At 60.1% G+C, this 16078-nt stretch carries 14 protein-coding genes; 13 read left to right on the top strand and 1 reads right to left on the bottom strand.

Going from position 1 to position 16078, the window contains the following annotated elements:
• The first annotated feature begins 59 nt into the window (after positions 1-59).
• Positions 60-935, top strand: a complete 876-nt coding sequence (locus G5380_RS00070; RefSeq protein WP_421204683.1) for a 6-pyruvoyl trahydropterin synthase family protein — start codon at positions 60-62, stop codon at positions 933-935.
• Between the two features lie 71 nt (positions 936-1006).
• Here G5380_RS00070 and G5380_RS00065 read toward each other — a convergent pair whose 3' ends face one another.
• Positions 1007-3019, bottom strand: a complete 2013-nt coding sequence (locus G5380_RS00065) for a methyl-accepting chemotaxis protein (RefSeq protein ID WP_421204682.1) — start codon at positions 3017-3019, stop codon at positions 1007-1009.
• 249 nt (positions 3020-3268) lie between these two features.
• Between G5380_RS00065 and hinT the strand changes: the two genes are divergently transcribed.
• The 12 genes from hinT to tyrA all read left to right on the top strand — a co-directional run bounded on the left by hinT (position 3269) and on the right by tyrA (position 15678).
• Entirely contained in the window at positions 3269-3619 is a 351-nt protein-coding gene (gene hinT / locus G5380_RS00060; protein WP_167558071.1) for a purine nucleoside phosphoramidase, read from the top strand.
• Positions 3619-5055, top strand: coding sequence for a COG3014 family protein (locus G5380_RS00055; protein WP_421352168.1), 1437 nt, complete (start codon positions 3619-3621; stop codon positions 5053-5055). The genes hinT and G5380_RS00055 overlap by 1 nt, the downstream gene beginning before the upstream one ends.
• A gap of 83 nt (positions 5056-5138) precedes the next feature.
• Positions 5139-5537 carry a YcfL family protein gene (locus tag G5380_RS00050; protein ID WP_231719680.1) on the top strand — a complete coding sequence of 133 codons (399 nt, stop codon included), beginning with the start codon at positions 5139-5141 and terminating at the stop codon, positions 5535-5537.
• Positions 5537-6133: a penicillin-binding protein activator LpoB gene (gene lpoB / locus G5380_RS00045; RefSeq protein ID WP_005334041.1), complete on the top strand. Its 597-nt coding sequence runs from the start codon at positions 5537-5539 to the stop codon at positions 6131-6133. The genes G5380_RS00050 and lpoB overlap by 1 nt, the downstream gene beginning before the upstream one ends.
• A gap of 10 nt (positions 6134-6143) precedes the next feature.
• On the top strand, positions 6144-6968 hold the full coding sequence (locus tag G5380_RS00040) for a phosphotransferase (RefSeq protein ID WP_421204680.1): 825 nt from the start codon (positions 6144-6146) through the stop codon (positions 6966-6968).
• A 3-nt stretch (positions 6969-6971) separates the two neighbouring features.
• Positions 6972-7829: a DUF6279 family lipoprotein gene (locus G5380_RS00035; RefSeq protein ID WP_005361577.1), complete on the top strand. Its 858-nt coding sequence runs from the start codon at positions 6972-6974 to the stop codon at positions 7827-7829.
• A 96-nt stretch (positions 7830-7925) separates the two neighbouring features.
• Entirely contained in the window at positions 7926-8360 is a 435-nt protein-coding gene (locus tag G5380_RS00030; RefSeq protein WP_005334044.1) for a hypothetical protein, read from the top strand.
• Positions 8361-8518: 158 nt separating this feature from the next.
• Entirely contained in the window at positions 8519-10321 is a 1803-nt protein-coding gene (gene secD, locus G5380_RS00025; protein ID WP_257690225.1) for a protein translocase subunit SecD, read from the top strand.
• Positions 10322-10471: 150 nt separating this feature from the next.
• Positions 10472-11389: a protein translocase subunit SecF gene (gene secF / locus G5380_RS00020; RefSeq protein WP_257690224.1), complete on the top strand. Its 918-nt coding sequence runs from the start codon at positions 10472-10474 to the stop codon at positions 11387-11389.
• Positions 11390-11678: 289 nt separating this feature from the next.
• Positions 11679-12995, top strand: a complete 1317-nt coding sequence (gene glgC, locus G5380_RS00015) for a glucose-1-phosphate adenylyltransferase (RefSeq protein ID WP_216954048.1) — start codon at positions 11679-11681, stop codon at positions 12993-12995.
• 346 nt (positions 12996-13341) lie between these two features.
• Complete coding sequence (locus tag G5380_RS00010; RefSeq protein ID WP_421204678.1) at positions 13342-14415, top strand: 3-deoxy-7-phosphoheptulonate synthase; 1074 nt, start codon at positions 13342-13344, stop codon at positions 14413-14415.
• Between the two features lie 135 nt (positions 14416-14550).
• Complete coding sequence (tyrA, locus tag G5380_RS00005) at positions 14551-15678, top strand: bifunctional chorismate mutase/prephenate dehydrogenase (protein ID WP_421204677.1); 1128 nt, start codon at positions 14551-14553, stop codon at positions 15676-15678.
• The last annotated feature ends 400 nt before the right edge of the window (positions 15679-16078 follow it).

The raw sequence follows: 16078 nt of genomic DNA, 5'->3' as shown, positions 1-16078 counted from the left end.
CGATAATCGCGGGTCATAATAGCGCAAAACTGCCCTTTCTCTGTAGCAAGGCCTGACTGATGAAGTTATTTGTAAGAGATTTGACCGTGATCGACTCCAGCTACCTCTGCGAACGCCGCGGCATGGTGGGCGAGAGCTGGCTGGTAGATATCGAAATGAGCGGTGAGCTCAACGAAATGAGCATGCTGCTGGACTTTGGCCGGGTAAAGAAGCTGATCAAGTCGATCATCGATGAAGAGGTGGACCACAAGCTGCTGGTGCCGACCGAGTGCCCGCTGATCCACGTCGAGACACTGGATGGTGACGAAAGCACAGTGGATCTGCTGCGCCCGGGTCGCTCCATCCATCTGCGCTGCCCATCCCAGGGCTTTGCCTTTATCCCTGCCCCGCAAGTTGATAAAGAGTCGGTGACCCGCTACCTGCTGGCGGTGCTGGCCAAACGGCTGCCGGGCAACATCAAGGATCTGTCGCTGACCCTGCGTCAGGAGGCGATCACCGGTGCCTTCTACCACTACAGCCACGGCCTGAAAAAGCACGATGGCAACTGCCAGCGCATCGCCCACGGCCACCGCTCTCCCATCGAGATCCACATCGATGGCGAGCGCGACCAGGAGCTTGAGCTCAACTGGGCCGAGCGCTGGGGCGATATCTACCTCGGCACCGAGGAGGACAAGGTGGCGCTGACCGAGCTCGCTTTGAGCCCTCGCGCCAATGCCCAGCTTGGCGAGCATCACACCGGCTTCAAATATATGGCGCCGCAAGGGCTGTTCCAGCTGGCCATCCCCACCGCCGAGGTAGAGATGATCGACACCGACACCACAGTCGAGCTGCTGGCCTGCTACATCGCCCGCGAAGTGAAGAAGATGGTGGGCGACAAGTTCGTCAAGATTGTCGCCTATGAAGGGGTCGGCAAGGGCGCCATTGCCTACGCCTGATCCCCTTGTCACGGCCGCAATAAAGAGAAGGCCCCGCATCTGCGGGGCCTTGTTGTTTCAACTCTCGACCATCAGGCGCTCAGGCGGAAGCGCTTGACCAGGCTCTCCTGCTGCTCGGCAAGGGAGTCCAGCTGCTGGCTGGTCTCGGCTACCCGCTCAATCCCCTGATAGTTGAGATCCGAGATATCGGAGATGCGGTTGAGGTTGGTGGCGATATCGGCGCTGGTGGCCTGCTGCTGCTCGGCGGCGGAGGCGATCTGGCTCGACATGTCGCTGATCAGCACCACAATCCCCTGCACTTCCTCCATGGCGTTGTTGGCGTGAGAGCTCTGATCCACGCAACTGTCCATCTCGCGAGAGCACTCCTGCATCACGGTCACCGCCTTGGCTACCCCCTGCTGCAGGTTCTCGATCATGGTCTGGATTTCGCTGGTGGACTGGGCGGTGCGGCCCGCCAGACTGCGCACCTCATCCGCCACCACCGCAAATCCGCGCCCCTGCTCGCCGGCCCGCGCCGCTTCGATGGCGGCGTTGAGGGCCAGCAGATTGGTCTGCTCGGCGATGCCGCGAATGACATCGAGGATATTGCCGATCTGGCTGCTCATGGCGCTCACATCACCAATCACCTTGCCGGTCTGTTGCAGTTTGCCCGCCAGTTGATGAGTGGTGGTGATATTGCCTGCCATCACCTTGCGTCCCATCTCGGAGGCCTTCTCCACATCCTGCACCCGCTCCAGTGTCTGGTTGGCAGCCTGCGCCACCTCCCGCACCGAGGCCTCCATCTGGGTCATTGCGGCGGCGACCGAGGCGGTCTCCTGCCGCTGTTTCTCCAGATCCGCCCGCACCGATTCGGTGGTGCGACGGTTGCCGTGGGCGGCATCGTTAAGCTGGGCCGATGCTTGTGAAAGCTGCGCCAGTACCTCCCCCATCTGGGCGATCAGCAGGTTGATCTGGCTGCCCAGCTGACCAAATTCATTCTTGCTCTGAAAACCGATGCGCTGAGTCATGTCACCCTGGGTTACTTCGGTCAGCACCAGCAGCAACTCCCTGAGCGGACGGCGAATGGCCTTGCCCAGGGTATAAGCCACCAGCATGGCAATCAGGATGGCGACTACGATGCTGGCTCCCTGAGTCAGGGTGCTCTGGCTCTGTGCGGCTTTGGCATGCTGAATGCTCTGGTTCATCAGTTGCTGGCTCTGAGAGGTGACCCGCTCAAGCCGATCCTGAATTGCCACGATGAGCGCACTCGCCTGCTTGCTCTTCTCCCGCATCTGCTCCTGCTGTTGCATCAGCGTCAGATACTGGGCGAGTACACCTTCATTACCGGTCGTATCGCGCACGAAACCGTGGACGTAGTGACCCATGTTGTTGTCGAAATCCTTGAGCTCACCCTGCAGATCCTTGATGGTGCTGTTGAACCCCTCCATCTGCATCCTGTTGCGCTTGAGCGCGGCTTCAATGGGGGCCGGAATGCTCTGATTGAGGGCATCCATGGTGGAGAGTTCGATAGCGGAGAGCTTGGTGGTCAGGGTCTCGGAGAGCATCTTGATGAAGCTGTCGTCGATGGTGATCATCATGTCCCCCAGACTCTTCTTGAACTGGGGCAAGCTGACCTGAAACTGCCCCTTGGCCAGATTGACCTTGTGCAATCGGGTGAGCAGCGCCTCGTGTTCGCCCGGCAGGGTATCGGTCAGTTGCAGGTAGCTGTCGACCTGCTGGCTCAGAGTGCCCATCTCCCCTTGCAGTTCGGGGTGGTGGGCGACCTGCTGGCGCAAGGCATCGAGGCTCTTGCCCACCGCGGCCTTGGCCTGTTTCAGTTCGGCCACTTCGGCAGGCAGCTGTTTGGGGTCCTGCTCGGTGAGCACATCCCCCAGCCACTTGTTGGCACTGAGCAGGGTGATCTGGGTCTGGCTGCTGGCAATCACCAGCGGCATAGACTGCCGGGTCACCTGTTCCAGCGCTCCCCCCAGAGTATTCTGACTACGAAATGTGAGTAGTGAACTGGCCACCATCACGGCCACCAGGATCGCGAAGCCAAGGTAGACTCGCTGCAAGATGGAGAGATCCGACATTGTTTGTTTCATTATTGTCCCGCTGTATATGCAAAAGTCCCTTGCCTGAGTACCCCGTCCTTTTGATACCCTGCAGACCCCTGAACAGGCGCTGCAGATGACGTCCCTCTGGCTATCGGTATTCTTAACAATAACTGAAGGGAATGGGACATCAGCTGTGTCAAATCTCGGCTTGTGTCACACTTGACGCGCTGCTCGCCTTCTTTCGGGAGCCGCTTGGGATGCAAGTTCAATTTTCTTTTTCATATAAGGGAGTTAGCCATGGCGCAAGAAACCATTTTCAGCAAAATCATCCGTAAAGAGATCCCTGCCGACATCCTTTATCAAGACGATCTGGTCACCGCATTCCGGGATATCCAGCCCAAGGCCAAGACCCATATCCTGATCATCCCGAATGTGCTGATCCCCACCGTCAATGACGTGGAAGCCGAACATGAACTGGCCCTTGGCCGGATGTTCACCGTGGCCCGCAAGCTGGCAAGCGATGCGGGCATCGCCGAAGATGGCTACCGCCTCATTATGAACTGCAACCGCCACGGCGGGCAGGAGGTCTACCACATCCACATGCATCTGGTCGGCGGCGAGCCGTTGGGACCGCTGCTCAGCCTGTAATGAATCGCAACGCCTCAACCTGCCGCAGCGCCCTGTTGCTCTGCGGCGCCCTGCTGTTGCTGGGGGGCTGCGCCTCCCGCTGGCAAGACATGTTCGTCTCCTACTCCGATCAGATGGTGCCGCTGCGCAACCAGCTGCTGCTGGGCCATGCCGCCGAAGCGCTGCCCGAGGTGCGCGACTCCACCCTCGGCGATGACACCTTTATCCTCGATCGCCTTGAAGAGGGGCGCATCGCCTGGCTGGCGGGTCAGGATGCGGGCAGCAAGCAGGCGTTCACCGCCGCCGACAGCCGCCTTCAGTGGGAAGACAATCAGGCCGAATACCGGCTGAGCCACGGTCTGGATCAGGTGGGCAGTCTGCTCACTAACGATCAGTCGATGGCCTATCGTACTCCCGATTACGAACGCACCATGCTGCATCACTATCTGGCACTCAACTATCTGCAACGGGGTGATGCCGATGGCGCCCTGGTGGAGGTGCGTCGGGCCAATCAGGTGCAGGAACAGGCCCTGAAACGGCGAGCCGATGAGGTGCGCAAGGCGAAGGATGAGAGCGAAGAGGTCGAAGCAGAAGGCGAGATGCGCCAGCTGATGTCGCGCGGCGCACCGGATCTCGACCGGTTGATCGGCAAGGTCAAAAACGGTTTTCAGAACGCCTACACCTTCTATTTTTCCGCCGTGCTCTATGAGGCGGCCGGGGATCTCAACGATGCCTGGGTCGACTATCAGCGCGGCTACCAGATAGCGCCGGACAACCGCAGCCTGCAAGATGCCTTGCTGCGTCTGGCGCGGCTGCGTGGCTCACCGGACGAGATCCGCGAGACCGAGAAAAAGATAGGCCGCAAAGCGCCGCCGCTTGCAAAAGATCAAGGCCAGCTGGTGGTGCTGTTTGAAGATGGTTTGATCCCGGCACGGCGCGAACTGTTCCTGCCGCTCCCCATCTCCACCTCCCGCGGCGATTTTCGCACCTTTACCGTCGCCATCCCCTATTACGATAATCGGGCCAGCGACACCGGCCCGCTGACGGTGGAAGTCGGCAAGCGGGTCGAGCAGACCAGCGAGCTGGTCAGGCTGGAAGCGCTGGCCGCCAAAGATCTGCAGGAGCGGCTGCCCGGCATGCTGACCCGCCAGGCGCTGCGACTGGTGGCCAAGGAGCAGATGCGCCGCACCGCCGCCAAAGAGGGAGGGGATGTGGGCAATATTCTGGTGGGGATCTTCAACACCCTCTCGGAGCGGGCCGATACCCGCAGTTGGCTGACGCTGCCAGCGCAGGCATCGAGCTGGCAGGGGATGGTGCCGGCAGGTGAAATCAATCTCACCCTGGGCGCGGGGGCAGCGCAGCGGCAATTGCCGCTCACCATCCACAAGGGCCGCACAACCCTGGTCTGGGTACAGCGCCTCGGCGCCGGTCTGACCACCAGGGTGATGCCGCTCTGAGCAGACGGCGAAGAGAGATGAGCAAGACAATTAACCGGGCAGGCACACTCGCGGCCCCACTCACCCCGATTAAGGAGAGCAAGATGAAAGCATACGGGTTGGCCCTCGGGCTCGCGCTGCTGCTGACCGGCTGCGCCACCAACACCTCCGGCGTGGCGCTCTATGGCCCGGCGGGCGGTGCACCAGTGGCAGAGCAGCATCAAAACGTCAACGTCACCCTGACCGAGCTGAGCCGCCGCCAGCAAAATGGCCTGCTGCAGGTCAATGTGGCCGCTGCCAGCACCCAGCGCAGCGATAACAAGCTGCAATATATCTTCTATTGGTATGATGAGGCCGGTCAGGAGGTCGCCAGCGATGGCCGCGGCTGGACCCCCATCAAGCTGCATGGCTATCAGACCCGCACCCTCTCGGCCCTGGCGCCCAGCCCGGCGGCGCAAGGTTACCGGATTTACGTACGCGAAGTGATTGAGGAATCCTACTGATGAAAATGAATCATGCCCTGCTGATCCTGACCTCTGCATTGCTCTTGGGCGGCTGCTCCAGCACTACCGTCAGCTATGGCGATCCCACTGAAACCGAAACCGTCACCGTCGATTACGGCTCAAGCGACCTGCAGGCCATCGCCGACAAGATGGCGGACTCCATGCTCGCCTCCCCTGCCACCAGCGAGATCACCGCAGGCGGTCGTCCGGTGATGTTTATGGACTCTATCCGCAACAAGACCTCCGAGCACATCGATACCGAAGCCATCACCGACACCATCCGCACCAAGCTGCTGCGGGCCGGCAAGTTCCGCTTCGTCGACATGAGCAAGGTGGCCGCCGTCAAGCAGCAGCTCGAATACCAGCAGAGCAGCGGCATGGTGGATCCTGCCTCCATGGTGCGGCTTGGCAAGCAGACTGGTGCCCGCTACATGGTCTATGGCAACCTCGCCAGCATCGTCAAGGACAATGGCAAGGTGAAGGATGTCTACTACCAGATGACCATGAACCTGATGGACCTGCAAAACGGCGAACTGCTATGGGCCGATCAGAAAGAGATCCGCAAACAGGCGAAGAAATCCACCTTTGGCTGGTAACAGGCTCCTGGTGACAGGCAACTGTGATCCGCTACTGGCCAGCCTGCCCGCCCCCTGGCGGGAGGGGCAGTTGGAACCACTCGGGTTAGGCCTGACCAACTGCAACTATCGACTGCGCCTCCCCTCGGGGCGCAGTTACTTTTTGCGTCAAGGGCACCCCGATCCGCTGCGCCTTGGCATCGACCGCTCCACCGAGTGGCAGCTTTATCAGGGGGCGATGGCCGAAGGGCTGGCGCTGCCTTGCCACTATGGCGATCCCGCCAGCGGTCTGATGCTGCTCGAATGGTGCGATGAGCCAAACTGGGTGCTCGCGGCACCACCGGAAGCCGATCAGCCCCGTCTGCTGGCTGAGGTGCTGCGCAAGCTCCATCGCCTGCCGCTGCCTGAGGTGGTGATGGCGGTGCGAGCCCACGCCGCGGGCTATCGCGCCCGACTGGCCCACATTCCCTCCTGGCTGCCCGCCCTGGAGCGGGGCTTGCTCGCCAGCAGTGAGCCAAATGATTGCTGGCGCCCTTGCCACCATGATCTCAATCCGGCTAACTTGTTGGGAAGCAAACCCTGGGTCATCGACTGGGAGTATGGCGCGGCAGGTCACCCCGGCTTTGAGCTCGCCAGCATCCAGCGCACCCATGAGTGGCCCGCCGAGCGGCGCGACGAGCTGGAAGCGCACTATCTGCAGGCCCTGCCGCGCCACCAGTGGCCCGATTTTCAGAGCGAGGCATTTTTACCCTGGGTCGACTATATCGGCCTGCTCTGGGCCCTGCTGATGACAGAGCAACAGCCCTCACTCGACTATGACACCCTGATCGCCATCAACCGGCAACGACTGGAGTAACAGATGATAAACAAGGTGCGCTGGCACAAGCCGAAAACCTGGGGTCTGCTGCTGATCGGCCTGCTGCTGACCGGCTGCTCCACCCGGGTGATCTACTACTGGCTCGATACCGCCATCATCTGGCAGCTGGATGACTACTTTGCCCTCTCCTATTCGCAGAAGGATCTGCTCAGCCGCGAAGTGAAGGGGCTGATGGCTTGGCACCGCCAGCACGAGCTGCCGCGCTACGCCAGGGATCTCGATGCACTGGCCAAGGCGGTGGCCAGCCCCATGACGCCGGAGCAGATCTCGACCAACCTAGATGCGGTGCAGCAGAGCCTGACCCGCACGCTGGAAAACACTATCCCCCGTGCCGTCAGGCTGGCGCGCACCCTGACCGACGAGCAGGTGGCCCGCTTTATGACCGATCGGGTCAAGCGGCAACAGGAACGGCAAAAGGACTTTGCCACTGAGCCCAAAGAGCAGATGCTGGCGGAGTTTCGCGACAAGATGAACAAGCGGCTCGAGTTCTGGATTGGTGAGGTGAAACCGGCACAGGCGCCACTGGTGGCCCAGTGGGCCGAATGGCAATACGAGCTAATGCCCCCCTGGCTCGAGTTTCAGGAGTCCTGGACCCAGGAGCTGGACAGGCTGATGAAGCAGCGCCAGAGTCCCGACTTTACCCGCGAGCTGACTGACCTGCTGGCCGAAGGGGATGGGCTGATGGATGGCCGCTTTACCGGCTATACCGAACAGTCGCGCCAGCGTACCGTCAACTGGCTGAGCGCCATGAGCCAGTCGCTGGATATCTCCCAGCGGGCCCATCTCTACTCCCTGCTCAAGGGTTATGCCCGCGACTTCAAGCAGATGAGCGGCAGCTGACAGCCAGCACCGAATGGTGCCATGTGCCCGGGGCAACCTTGTTCAAACCGGGCGCTTATGGTAGTTTGCCCTTCCTATTTATCGGGAATTAACTTTTTGCGCCTTATCGACAAAGTAAAACTGGTGCTGGTCACTCTGGTTATCGCCCTCACCCTGCTTTGTTCCATCGCCCGAATGGAAGGCCCGCTGCTACCCGCATCTCCCCAGAGTGAACAGCAGCAGACTCAGGTGTTCAATCAGCTTAGCGACAGCGATGATGGCATCATCAAGTTTGTTGGCAGCCATCAGAATCACCTGCTGCGTCTCGAACAATCCCTGCGCAGTGACAACCAGCCCAAGAGTGTGGTCTACGAGCTGATCCAGAGCTGGTCGGCCCAGGCCATCCTGCTGTTGCTGCTTGGCTGGCTGATGCTGGCCCCCGAGCTCTATCACAAACAGAGTTTTCGCGATCGCTTTGGCGCGATCCACCGGCGCCATCTACAGCGCCAACATCTGCAATACCGCTTCACCCAGAGCTATCTGAGCGCCTGACCCCGGAGGGGCTGGCACATCCACTGTTTGCTGATCTCCTCTTCCTTACGGATCCGGCAACTGCCTGATCCGCATTTGATGCATCCCATTTTTTGCGCCTTGCCGAGCCTTGTTGCTATCGGCCCGGGCACCATTCTCCTGACAGAGGCTTGTTTGCCATGAGAAAGAGCAATCGCACCGTTCTCAACCGCATGAGCAAGTGGCAGTACGCACTGCTGCTGTTGATGCTGTTGACCTTTACCTTTTACTCCCTGCCCACCTTTTTTGGTGAGCAGCCCTCCCTCGGCCTGCACGGACAGCAGCGCCTGACCCCCCAGCAACAGATGTTGCTGAGCGACAAGCACCTGACCCCGCTCAAGGTCATTGAGCAACCTGAGCGGGTCGAGCTGGTCTTTGCCAGCCAGGGCGAGCAGCAGCGCGCAAAGCAGTTGCTGGAGCAGCAAGGGGTCGACAGTGCCGCCCTGACCCTGGAGTTTCACTCCAACGCGCCGACCTGGATCACCCGCCTCGGCGCCGATCCCATCAAGCTGGGACTGGACCTGCGTGGCGGCTCCCAGCTGCTTATCGGGGTGGACGTGGACTTTGTCATCGACAATCAGACCAAGAATCTGGTGGATACCCTGCGCACCCGCTTCCGTGAAGCCAACCTGCGCGGCGCCAGCGTCACGCGCAGCGCACAGGGCGCCGTAGCCGTCACCCTGCCGGAGGTGGCCGAACAGGAGAGCTGGCTCGCCATCATCAAGGAGAGTGCCGGTACCCGTCAGGATCAGTGGAAGCTGACCCGCTCCGGCAATGATCTGAAACTGGTGCTGAGCGAGGCGGAGCGTACCCTGCTGGTCAACAACGCCGTGACCCAGAACCTGTCGATCCTGAAAAAACGGATCAACGAGCTCGGCATCGTCGAGGCCTCGGTGGTGCGTCAGGGGCAGGATGGTATCCGTATCGAACTGCCCGGGGTACATAACCCCAAACAGGCGAAAGAGGTGATCGGGGCCACCGCCTCGCTGGCCTTCTACGAGGCCAAAGCCGACAGCCACTTCTACATCGCCGATCGCAACGGTCAGGCCGTCGGCATGGCGCGCAAGCCGGTACTCACCGGCGAGCACATCGTCGATGCCCGCGCCAATATGGGCGAGATGGGCCAGCCCCAGGTCAATATCGTGCTTGACACCCTGGGTGGCAGCAAGATGAACCAGTTCAGCCGCCTGCATGTGGGCAAGCCGATGGCGACCGTCTTCACCGAGTACAAGACCAATGCCCAGGGCAAACTGCGCGCCCAGAGCGAGGTGATCAACGTCGCCACCATCCAGACCGCCCTTGGCAACCAGTTCCGCATCACCGGCATTGGCAGTCTGCCGGAAGCACAAGAGCTGGCCATGCTGCTGCGCGCCGGTGCCCTCACCGCCCCTCTCAAGATCCTGGAAGAACGCAGCATAGGCCCGACGCTGGGGATGCAGAATATCGAGGCGGGTTTCACCGCGCTGGCCTTCGGCATGGCAGGCATGATGCTGTTTATGATGGCCTGGTACCGCAAATTCGGCTGGGTTGCCATCACGGCGCTGGTCGCCAACCTGTTGATGCAGGTCGGCATGCTGGCAGTGCTGCCGGGCGCCGTGCTGACCCTGCCGGGGATCGCCGGTCTGGTGCTGACGGTGGGCATGGCGGTGGATACCCATGTGCTGATCTTCGAGCGGATCAGGGACCGTCTGCGAGAAGGGGGCTCATTGGCCAACGCCATCGACTTTGGCTATCGCTCGGCCTTCCACACCATTTTCGATGCCAACATCACCACCCTCATCTGCGCCGTGGTGCTCTACTCCATCGGCTCCGGGCCGCTGCAGGGCTTCTCCATCACCCTCATTCTGGGTCTGCTCTCCAGCATGATCACCGGGATCTGGGGAACGCGCGCCATCATCAATCCCCTGTGGGGACGCAGCAACGAGCGCACGCTGAAGGTGTAACGGGACAGCAATCCCTCTGATGAGCGGCTTTGGCTGCGCCATCGGCCATGGATATGGCCGGAGCGGCCAAAGCAGAACACTATTTCCCGGCGTGTCGCGACACGTCGTGATGGGCCAACAGCCTGATGCTGGCTGGCCAAGGAGAGAATTATGTTGAGAATGATCGTTGCCATGGGGCTGACCCGTTGGCGTTATATCGGCCTGTGGGCTTCCATCCTGCTGACCGTGGCCAGCGTCGCCATCTTGCTGGTGAACGGCCTGACACTGGGGCTCGATTTTACCGGCGGGATCCTGCTGGAGTTTCATATCCAGACCCTGAAAGAGGCCCATGAGCTCAATGCCATGCTGGTCTCCCCGCTGGCGGGAGCCGTTGAGCTGAGCTCGGCCGGTATTCCCGGCGAGTGGCTGATCAAGTTGCCTCCCCACGAACTGCCCTGGCCCGCGGCAGATCTCGCCACCATGCTGACCCAGCAGTTGGGGATGCCGGTCGAGTTGCTGCGCACCACCATCGTCGGTCCTCAGGTGGGTGCCGAGCTGTTCCAGCAGGGTATGCTGGCCGTGCTGGTCGCTTCGCTGGCGATGTCGGCCTATCTGGCGTTTCGCTTCGAGTGGCGTCAGGCCATCGGCATCCTGCTCTCGGTGGTCCATGACGCTATCGTAGCGCTGGGGCTGCTGTCACTCTTTCAGATCGAATTCGATCTGAACATCATCGCCGGTCTGATGGCGGTGATCGGCTACTCCCTCAACGACAGCATCGTCATCTCGGACAGGTTGCGGGATCTGCTGAGCTCGCGTACCCAGATGGGCATCCACGAATGCTCCGATGTGGCCATCAGGGCAACCTTCAGTCGCACCATGATCACCTCGGGCACCACCCTGTTTACCGTGGGCGCGCTGCTGCTGTTTGGCGGTGACGCTCTCTACGGCTTCTCCTTCACCCTGTTTGCCGGGATCCTGGTAGGCACCGTCTCCTCTATTACCGTTGCCTCGACCGTGCAGGAGCTGCTGGGCCTCACCCCGCAGGCCTATCAGAAAAAGAGCGAGGAGCCAGTGGCCAACGCAGCCTGACCCTTGCTATCCAGAGTCGGCTAATCGAGCCTCTACCAACTATGCCCTTGCCAACCATTGGCAGGGGCTTTTTCTACCCTCCCCCGCCAATCCCCGTCGCTCCTGTTACTGGCCAAGTCGCCTCAATTGACAACTGACCATATTGAAAGCAATGACGGATCAATCCGTCATTTTTAATAACAAAAAGGTCATTTTATTACGTCAAAAACCCTGAAATGTGACTGAAAGCACTTTCTTGAGGGTTCAAAGGAGGCAACATTGTAGTGATTTATCTACAAAGGGATATGAGATGTTGTTACAACCTGCCAATACAGCAAAAGCCAGACAGTTGCTGAACGAGACCATGGCTCTGGTACTCGCAGGAGGGCGGGGTAGTCGCCTCAAACAGTTAACCGACAACCGTGCCAAGCCTGCCGTCCATTTCGGCGGCAAATTCCGCATTATCGATTTCGTGCTCTCCAACTGCATCAACTCCGGCATTCGTCGGGTCGGTGTCGTGACCCAGTACAAATCCCACAGCCTGTTGCGCCATCTCCAGTCCGGCTGGTCTTTCCTGCGCTACCAGATGAACGAATTTATCGATCTGCTCCCTGCCCAGCAGCGAGTGGATGAGGTGAACTGGTATCGAGGTACCGCCGATGCGGTCTACCAGAATCTGGATATCATCCGCGATCACGCCCCCAAATATGTGGTGGTGCTGGCAGGCGATCACATCTACAAGATGGATTACGCCGCCATGCTGCTCGACCACGTCAATATGGGTGCCAAGGTGACTGTAGCCTGCATCGAGGTGCCACGCAGTGAAGCAAGCGCCTTCGGGGTAATGGCTGTGGATGATGATCGCAAGATCAACGCCTTCGTCGAAAAGCCCGCCAACCCGCCAGCCATGCCGGGCAAGGCCGACACCGCGCTGGCCTCCATGGGCGTCTATATTTTTGATGCCGAATATCTCTACCAACTGCTGGAAGAGGACATTGCCAACGCACAGTCCCATCACGATTTCGGCATGGACGTGATCCCCCGCGTGGTGAAAGAGGGTACTGCATTCGCTCACCCGTTTGGCATGTCCTGTGTCGGTTGCTGTCCGGATCGCCGTCCCTACTGGCGCGACGTGGGCACCGTGGACTCCTTCTGGGAAGCCAACATGGATCTCGCCTCCGTCACGCCGGAGCTGGATATCTACGATCAGGAGTGGCCCATCTGGACCAGCCAGAACATGACCCCTCCCGCCAAGTTCGTGCAGGACAGAAACGGTCAGCACGGCATGACCATCAACTCGATGTTTTCGGGCGGCACCATCGTCAGCGGCTCCTTCATCCTGAGCTCGGTGCTCTTCACCAATGTACGAGTCGACTCCTTCTGCACTCTGGATCAAGCCGTGATCTTCCCGGGTGTGGAGATCGGTGCCGGCTGCCGGCTGCGTCGGGTAGTGATCGACAAGGGGTGCAAGCTGCCGGAAGGGATGGTGATCGGTGAGAACGCCGATGAAGATGCCCGCCGCTTCCACCGATCCGAACAGGGGATCGTACTGGTCACCAAGCCCATGCTGGATGCACTGGCAAAAACGGCGCGCAAGCAGGCTGTAGAGCAGGCCGTACCGGCATAACTCTCCGACCAGCACTGTTATCGCGACAAAAAACGGGAGCCCTTGCAGGCTCCCGTTTTTTATAGCCACTTGCCCCCCGCCATTCGACCTCCCCTTTTTAGGCTGTAAATATATAATTACAGCAGTAGCTTTTCATGGACAAATTTGGCAGTTAATCCAAACCTTTGGCGATGAGCAGTACTTTCATATTGCCAAAAGGCTATTAAATTCCATATTCACACTTGAAAGTTGGCATTTACTTGGTATTGTGATGACCATTCGTAACGAAAGCGGTACTTTCGTAAACTTAAAATTACAGCTGGTAGTATCAAAACCAGTGTGCTGACTCTGACGAGGCGAAGAGGCTATGCAACGAGATCCCCTGAACAATATACATATCCAGTCCGAACAAGTGATGATCACGCCTGCCCAGCTCAAGGAGAAACTGCCCATCTCCGATCGTGCGCTGGCATTCGTGCAAGGGGCCCGCAACACCATCGCCGACATCATCCACCGTCGCGATCACCGTCTGCTGGTGATCTGTGGTCCCTGCTCCATCCACGACATGGACGCCGCCAAAGAGTACGCAACCAGACTCAAAGCGCTGCATGATGCCTATCAGGATTCTCTCTACATTGTCATGCGGGTCTACTTTGAGAAGCCGCGCACCACGGTCGGCTGGAAGGGTTTTATCAACGACCCGAACCTGGACGGCACCTTCGATGTGGAGCTGGGGCTGCACCGGGCCCGCGAGCTGCTCTGCTGGCTCGCCGAGCTGGAGCTGCCCCTGGCCACCGAGGCGCTGGATCCCATCAGCCCCCAATACCTGGCGGAGCTCTTCTCCTGGTCGGCCATCGGTGCCCGCACCACCGAATCCCAGACCCACAGGGAGATGGCGTCCGGCCTCTCCATGCCGGTCGGCTTCAAGAACGGCACCGACGGCAACCTGGGCACCGCCATCAATGCGTTGCAGGCGGCCTCCAGCCCCCACGCCTTCATGGGGATCAACCAGCAGGGCCAGGTCGCGCTGCTGCAGACCCAGGGCAACCCGGATGGCCACGTGATCCTGCGCGGCGGCAAGCACCCGAACTACGATTCGGTCAACGTGTCGCTGGCGGAAGAGGCGCTGGAGAAAGCGGGCCTGCTGCCCGGCCTGGTGGTGGATTGCAGCCACGGCAACTCCAGCAAGGATCACCGTCTGCAGCCCAAGGTGGCGGACAACGTGATCCACCAGATCCAGGAGGGCAACCGCTCCATCATAGGGGTGATGCTCGAATCCAACCTGTTCGAGGGCAACCAGTCCAGCGAACAGCCCAAGTGCGACATGCGCTACGGCGTCTCCATCACAGATGCCTGCATCGACTGGGAGACCACGGACGCGCTGCTGGCCCGCTGCCACAGCCAGCTGGCTGGGCCTCTCAAGGGCAGAACTGCACGGTAAGCCGTGGTATCTTGTCGTAACCTATTGAACAATCGAGGTATCACTAGTGGTGGCATCAAACCGCTCACGCCGTGATACCTTGTTGCATCTTGAATTTCAGGGCGCCGCCGCTCGCGGCGCCAGCAGGGACTGGATATGGCTGAAGAGTTGAATGTACTCAGGGACAAGATAGATGCGGTGGACAAGCAGCTGATCGATCTGCTGGCCGCCCGTCTGGCCCTGGTGGGAGAAGTGGGTGAGGTAAAGAGCCGCCACGGCCTGCCCATCTATGCACCGGAGCGGGAAGCGAGCATGCTGGCCCGCCGCCGCGCCGAGGCCGAGCAGTTGGGGGTGCCCGGCGATCTCATCGAAGACGTGCTGCGCCGGGTGATGCGCGAATCTTATGCTAGCGAGAAAGATACAGGCTTCAAATGCATAAAGCCGGATCTTGGCAAGGTGGTCATCATCGGTGGTCAGGGCCAGCTTGGCCGCTTGTTCGGCCATATGTTCAGCCTCTCAGGCTATCGGGTCGAGACGCTGGAACAAGCCGACTGGCCGCGCGCTGACGAGATCCTCACCGGAGCCGGTCTGGTGATGGTGGCGGTGCCCATCGATATCACCTGCCAGATCATCGATCGCCTCGGCAACCTGCCCGCCCACTGCCTGCTGGTCGATGTCACCAGCGTGAAGGCGGCGCCGCTCGAACATATGCTGGCGGTACATCAGGGGCCGGTACTGGGACTGCACCCCATGTTCGGGCCGGATGTGGCGAGTCTCGCCAAGCAGGTGATCGTCTGCTGCCAGGGTCGTGACCCCGCCGCCAGCCAATGGCTGCTGGAGCAGATGACCATCTGGGGCGCCCGCTTGCAACAGGTGGAAGCCAAGGCCCACGATGAGGCGATGACCCTCATTCAGGCACTGCGTCACTTCGCCACCTTTGCCTATGGCTGGCACCTCTCCCGGGAGCAGGCCAATCTGGATCGCCTGCTGAGTTTGAGCTCCCCCATCTACCGGCTGGAGCTCGCCATGGTGGGGCGGCTGTTTGCCCAGGATCCCCACCTCTATGCCGACATCATTTTGTCGTCACCGCAGAACCTGGCGATGATCCGTCGCTACTACCAAAACTTCGGCGAAGCGCTGGGGCTGCTGGAGCGAGGAGACAGGGACGGTTTCATCAACGCATTCTCGCAAGTTTCCGGTTTCTTCGGCGAGCATGCCGACCAGTTCCTGCGTGAAAGCCGCATGCTGCTCGCCCAGGCCAACGACCGCCGCCAACACGGCTGATCCTGCAAAAGCAGCTACCTCATATCGCCAGAATGGGAAGATGCCTGGGCATCTTCCCATTTTATTTGTTACCGATTTAAACACTGACGTCAGTCACGCTCGGCCCTACGTCGAGCCCCCACAGCTGACTGGCCTCAATACCCTCCCCTGGCGCTGCCTCACATCCAGCAAGTATGCCCCCTCAATATCCACGCAATCCGCGCAAATAGCACCGCCCCTTGCAAGGGCTGCCAGACTCTAACGGTCAAACCAAACTGCTGCGAGCAAGGCTGTACGACGCAAAGGAGAACGGTGCACTCCCCATCAAAGAGATAAACAGGAAGCAGGAAGCAGGAAGCAGGAAGCAGGAAGCAGGAAGCAGGAAGCAGGAAGCAGGAAGCAGGAAGCAGGAAGCAGGAAG

The organism is Aeromonas sp. 604443 (assembly GCF_049170315.1).
GTDB classification, from domain to species: Bacteria; Pseudomonadota; Gammaproteobacteria; order Enterobacterales; family Aeromonadaceae; genus Aeromonas; species Aeromonas veronii_A.
Note: the sequence above shows the minus strand (reverse complement) of the source record. Positions and strands in the feature narration are given on the sequence as shown.

Bases quoted from the DNA above. Each gene is read 5' to 3' on its own strand.
- G5380_RS00065 (WP_421204682.1), bottom strand. From the start codon at position 3,019: ATGAAACAAACAATGTCGGATCTCTCCATCTTGCAGCGAGTCTACCTT.
- secF (WP_257690224.1), top strand. From the start codon at position 10,472: ATGTTGAGAATGATCGTTGCCATGGGGCTGACCCGTTGGCGTTATATC.
- G5380_RS00055 (WP_421352168.1), top strand. From the start codon at position 3,619: ATGAATCGCAACGCCTCAACCTGCCGCAGCGCCCTGTTGCTCTGCGGC.
- G5380_RS00010 (WP_421204678.1), top strand. From the start codon at position 13,342: ATGCAACGAGATCCCCTGAACAATATACATATCCAGTCCGAACAAGTG.
- tyrA (WP_421204677.1), top strand. From the start codon at position 14,551: ATGGCTGAAGAGTTGAATGTACTCAGGGACAAGATAGATGCGGTGGAC.
- G5380_RS00050 (WP_231719680.1), top strand. From the start codon at position 5,139: ATGAAAGCATACGGGTTGGCCCTCGGGCTCGCGCTGCTGCTGACCGGC.
- glgC (WP_216954048.1), top strand. From the start codon at position 11,679: ATGTTGTTACAACCTGCCAATACAGCAAAAGCCAGACAGTTGCTGAAC.
- hinT (WP_167558071.1), top strand. From the start codon at position 3,269: ATGGCGCAAGAAACCATTTTCAGCAAAATCATCCGTAAAGAGATCCCT.
- lpoB (WP_005334041.1), top strand. From the start codon at position 5,537: ATGAAAATGAATCATGCCCTGCTGATCCTGACCTCTGCATTGCTCTTG.
- secD (WP_257690225.1), top strand. From the start codon at position 8,519: ATGAGAAAGAGCAATCGCACCGTTCTCAACCGCATGAGCAAGTGGCAG.
- G5380_RS00035 (WP_005361577.1), top strand. From the start codon at position 6,972: ATGATAAACAAGGTGCGCTGGCACAAGCCGAAAACCTGGGGTCTGCTG.
- G5380_RS00070 (WP_421204683.1), top strand. From the start codon at position 60: ATGAAGTTATTTGTAAGAGATTTGACCGTGATCGACTCCAGCTACCTC.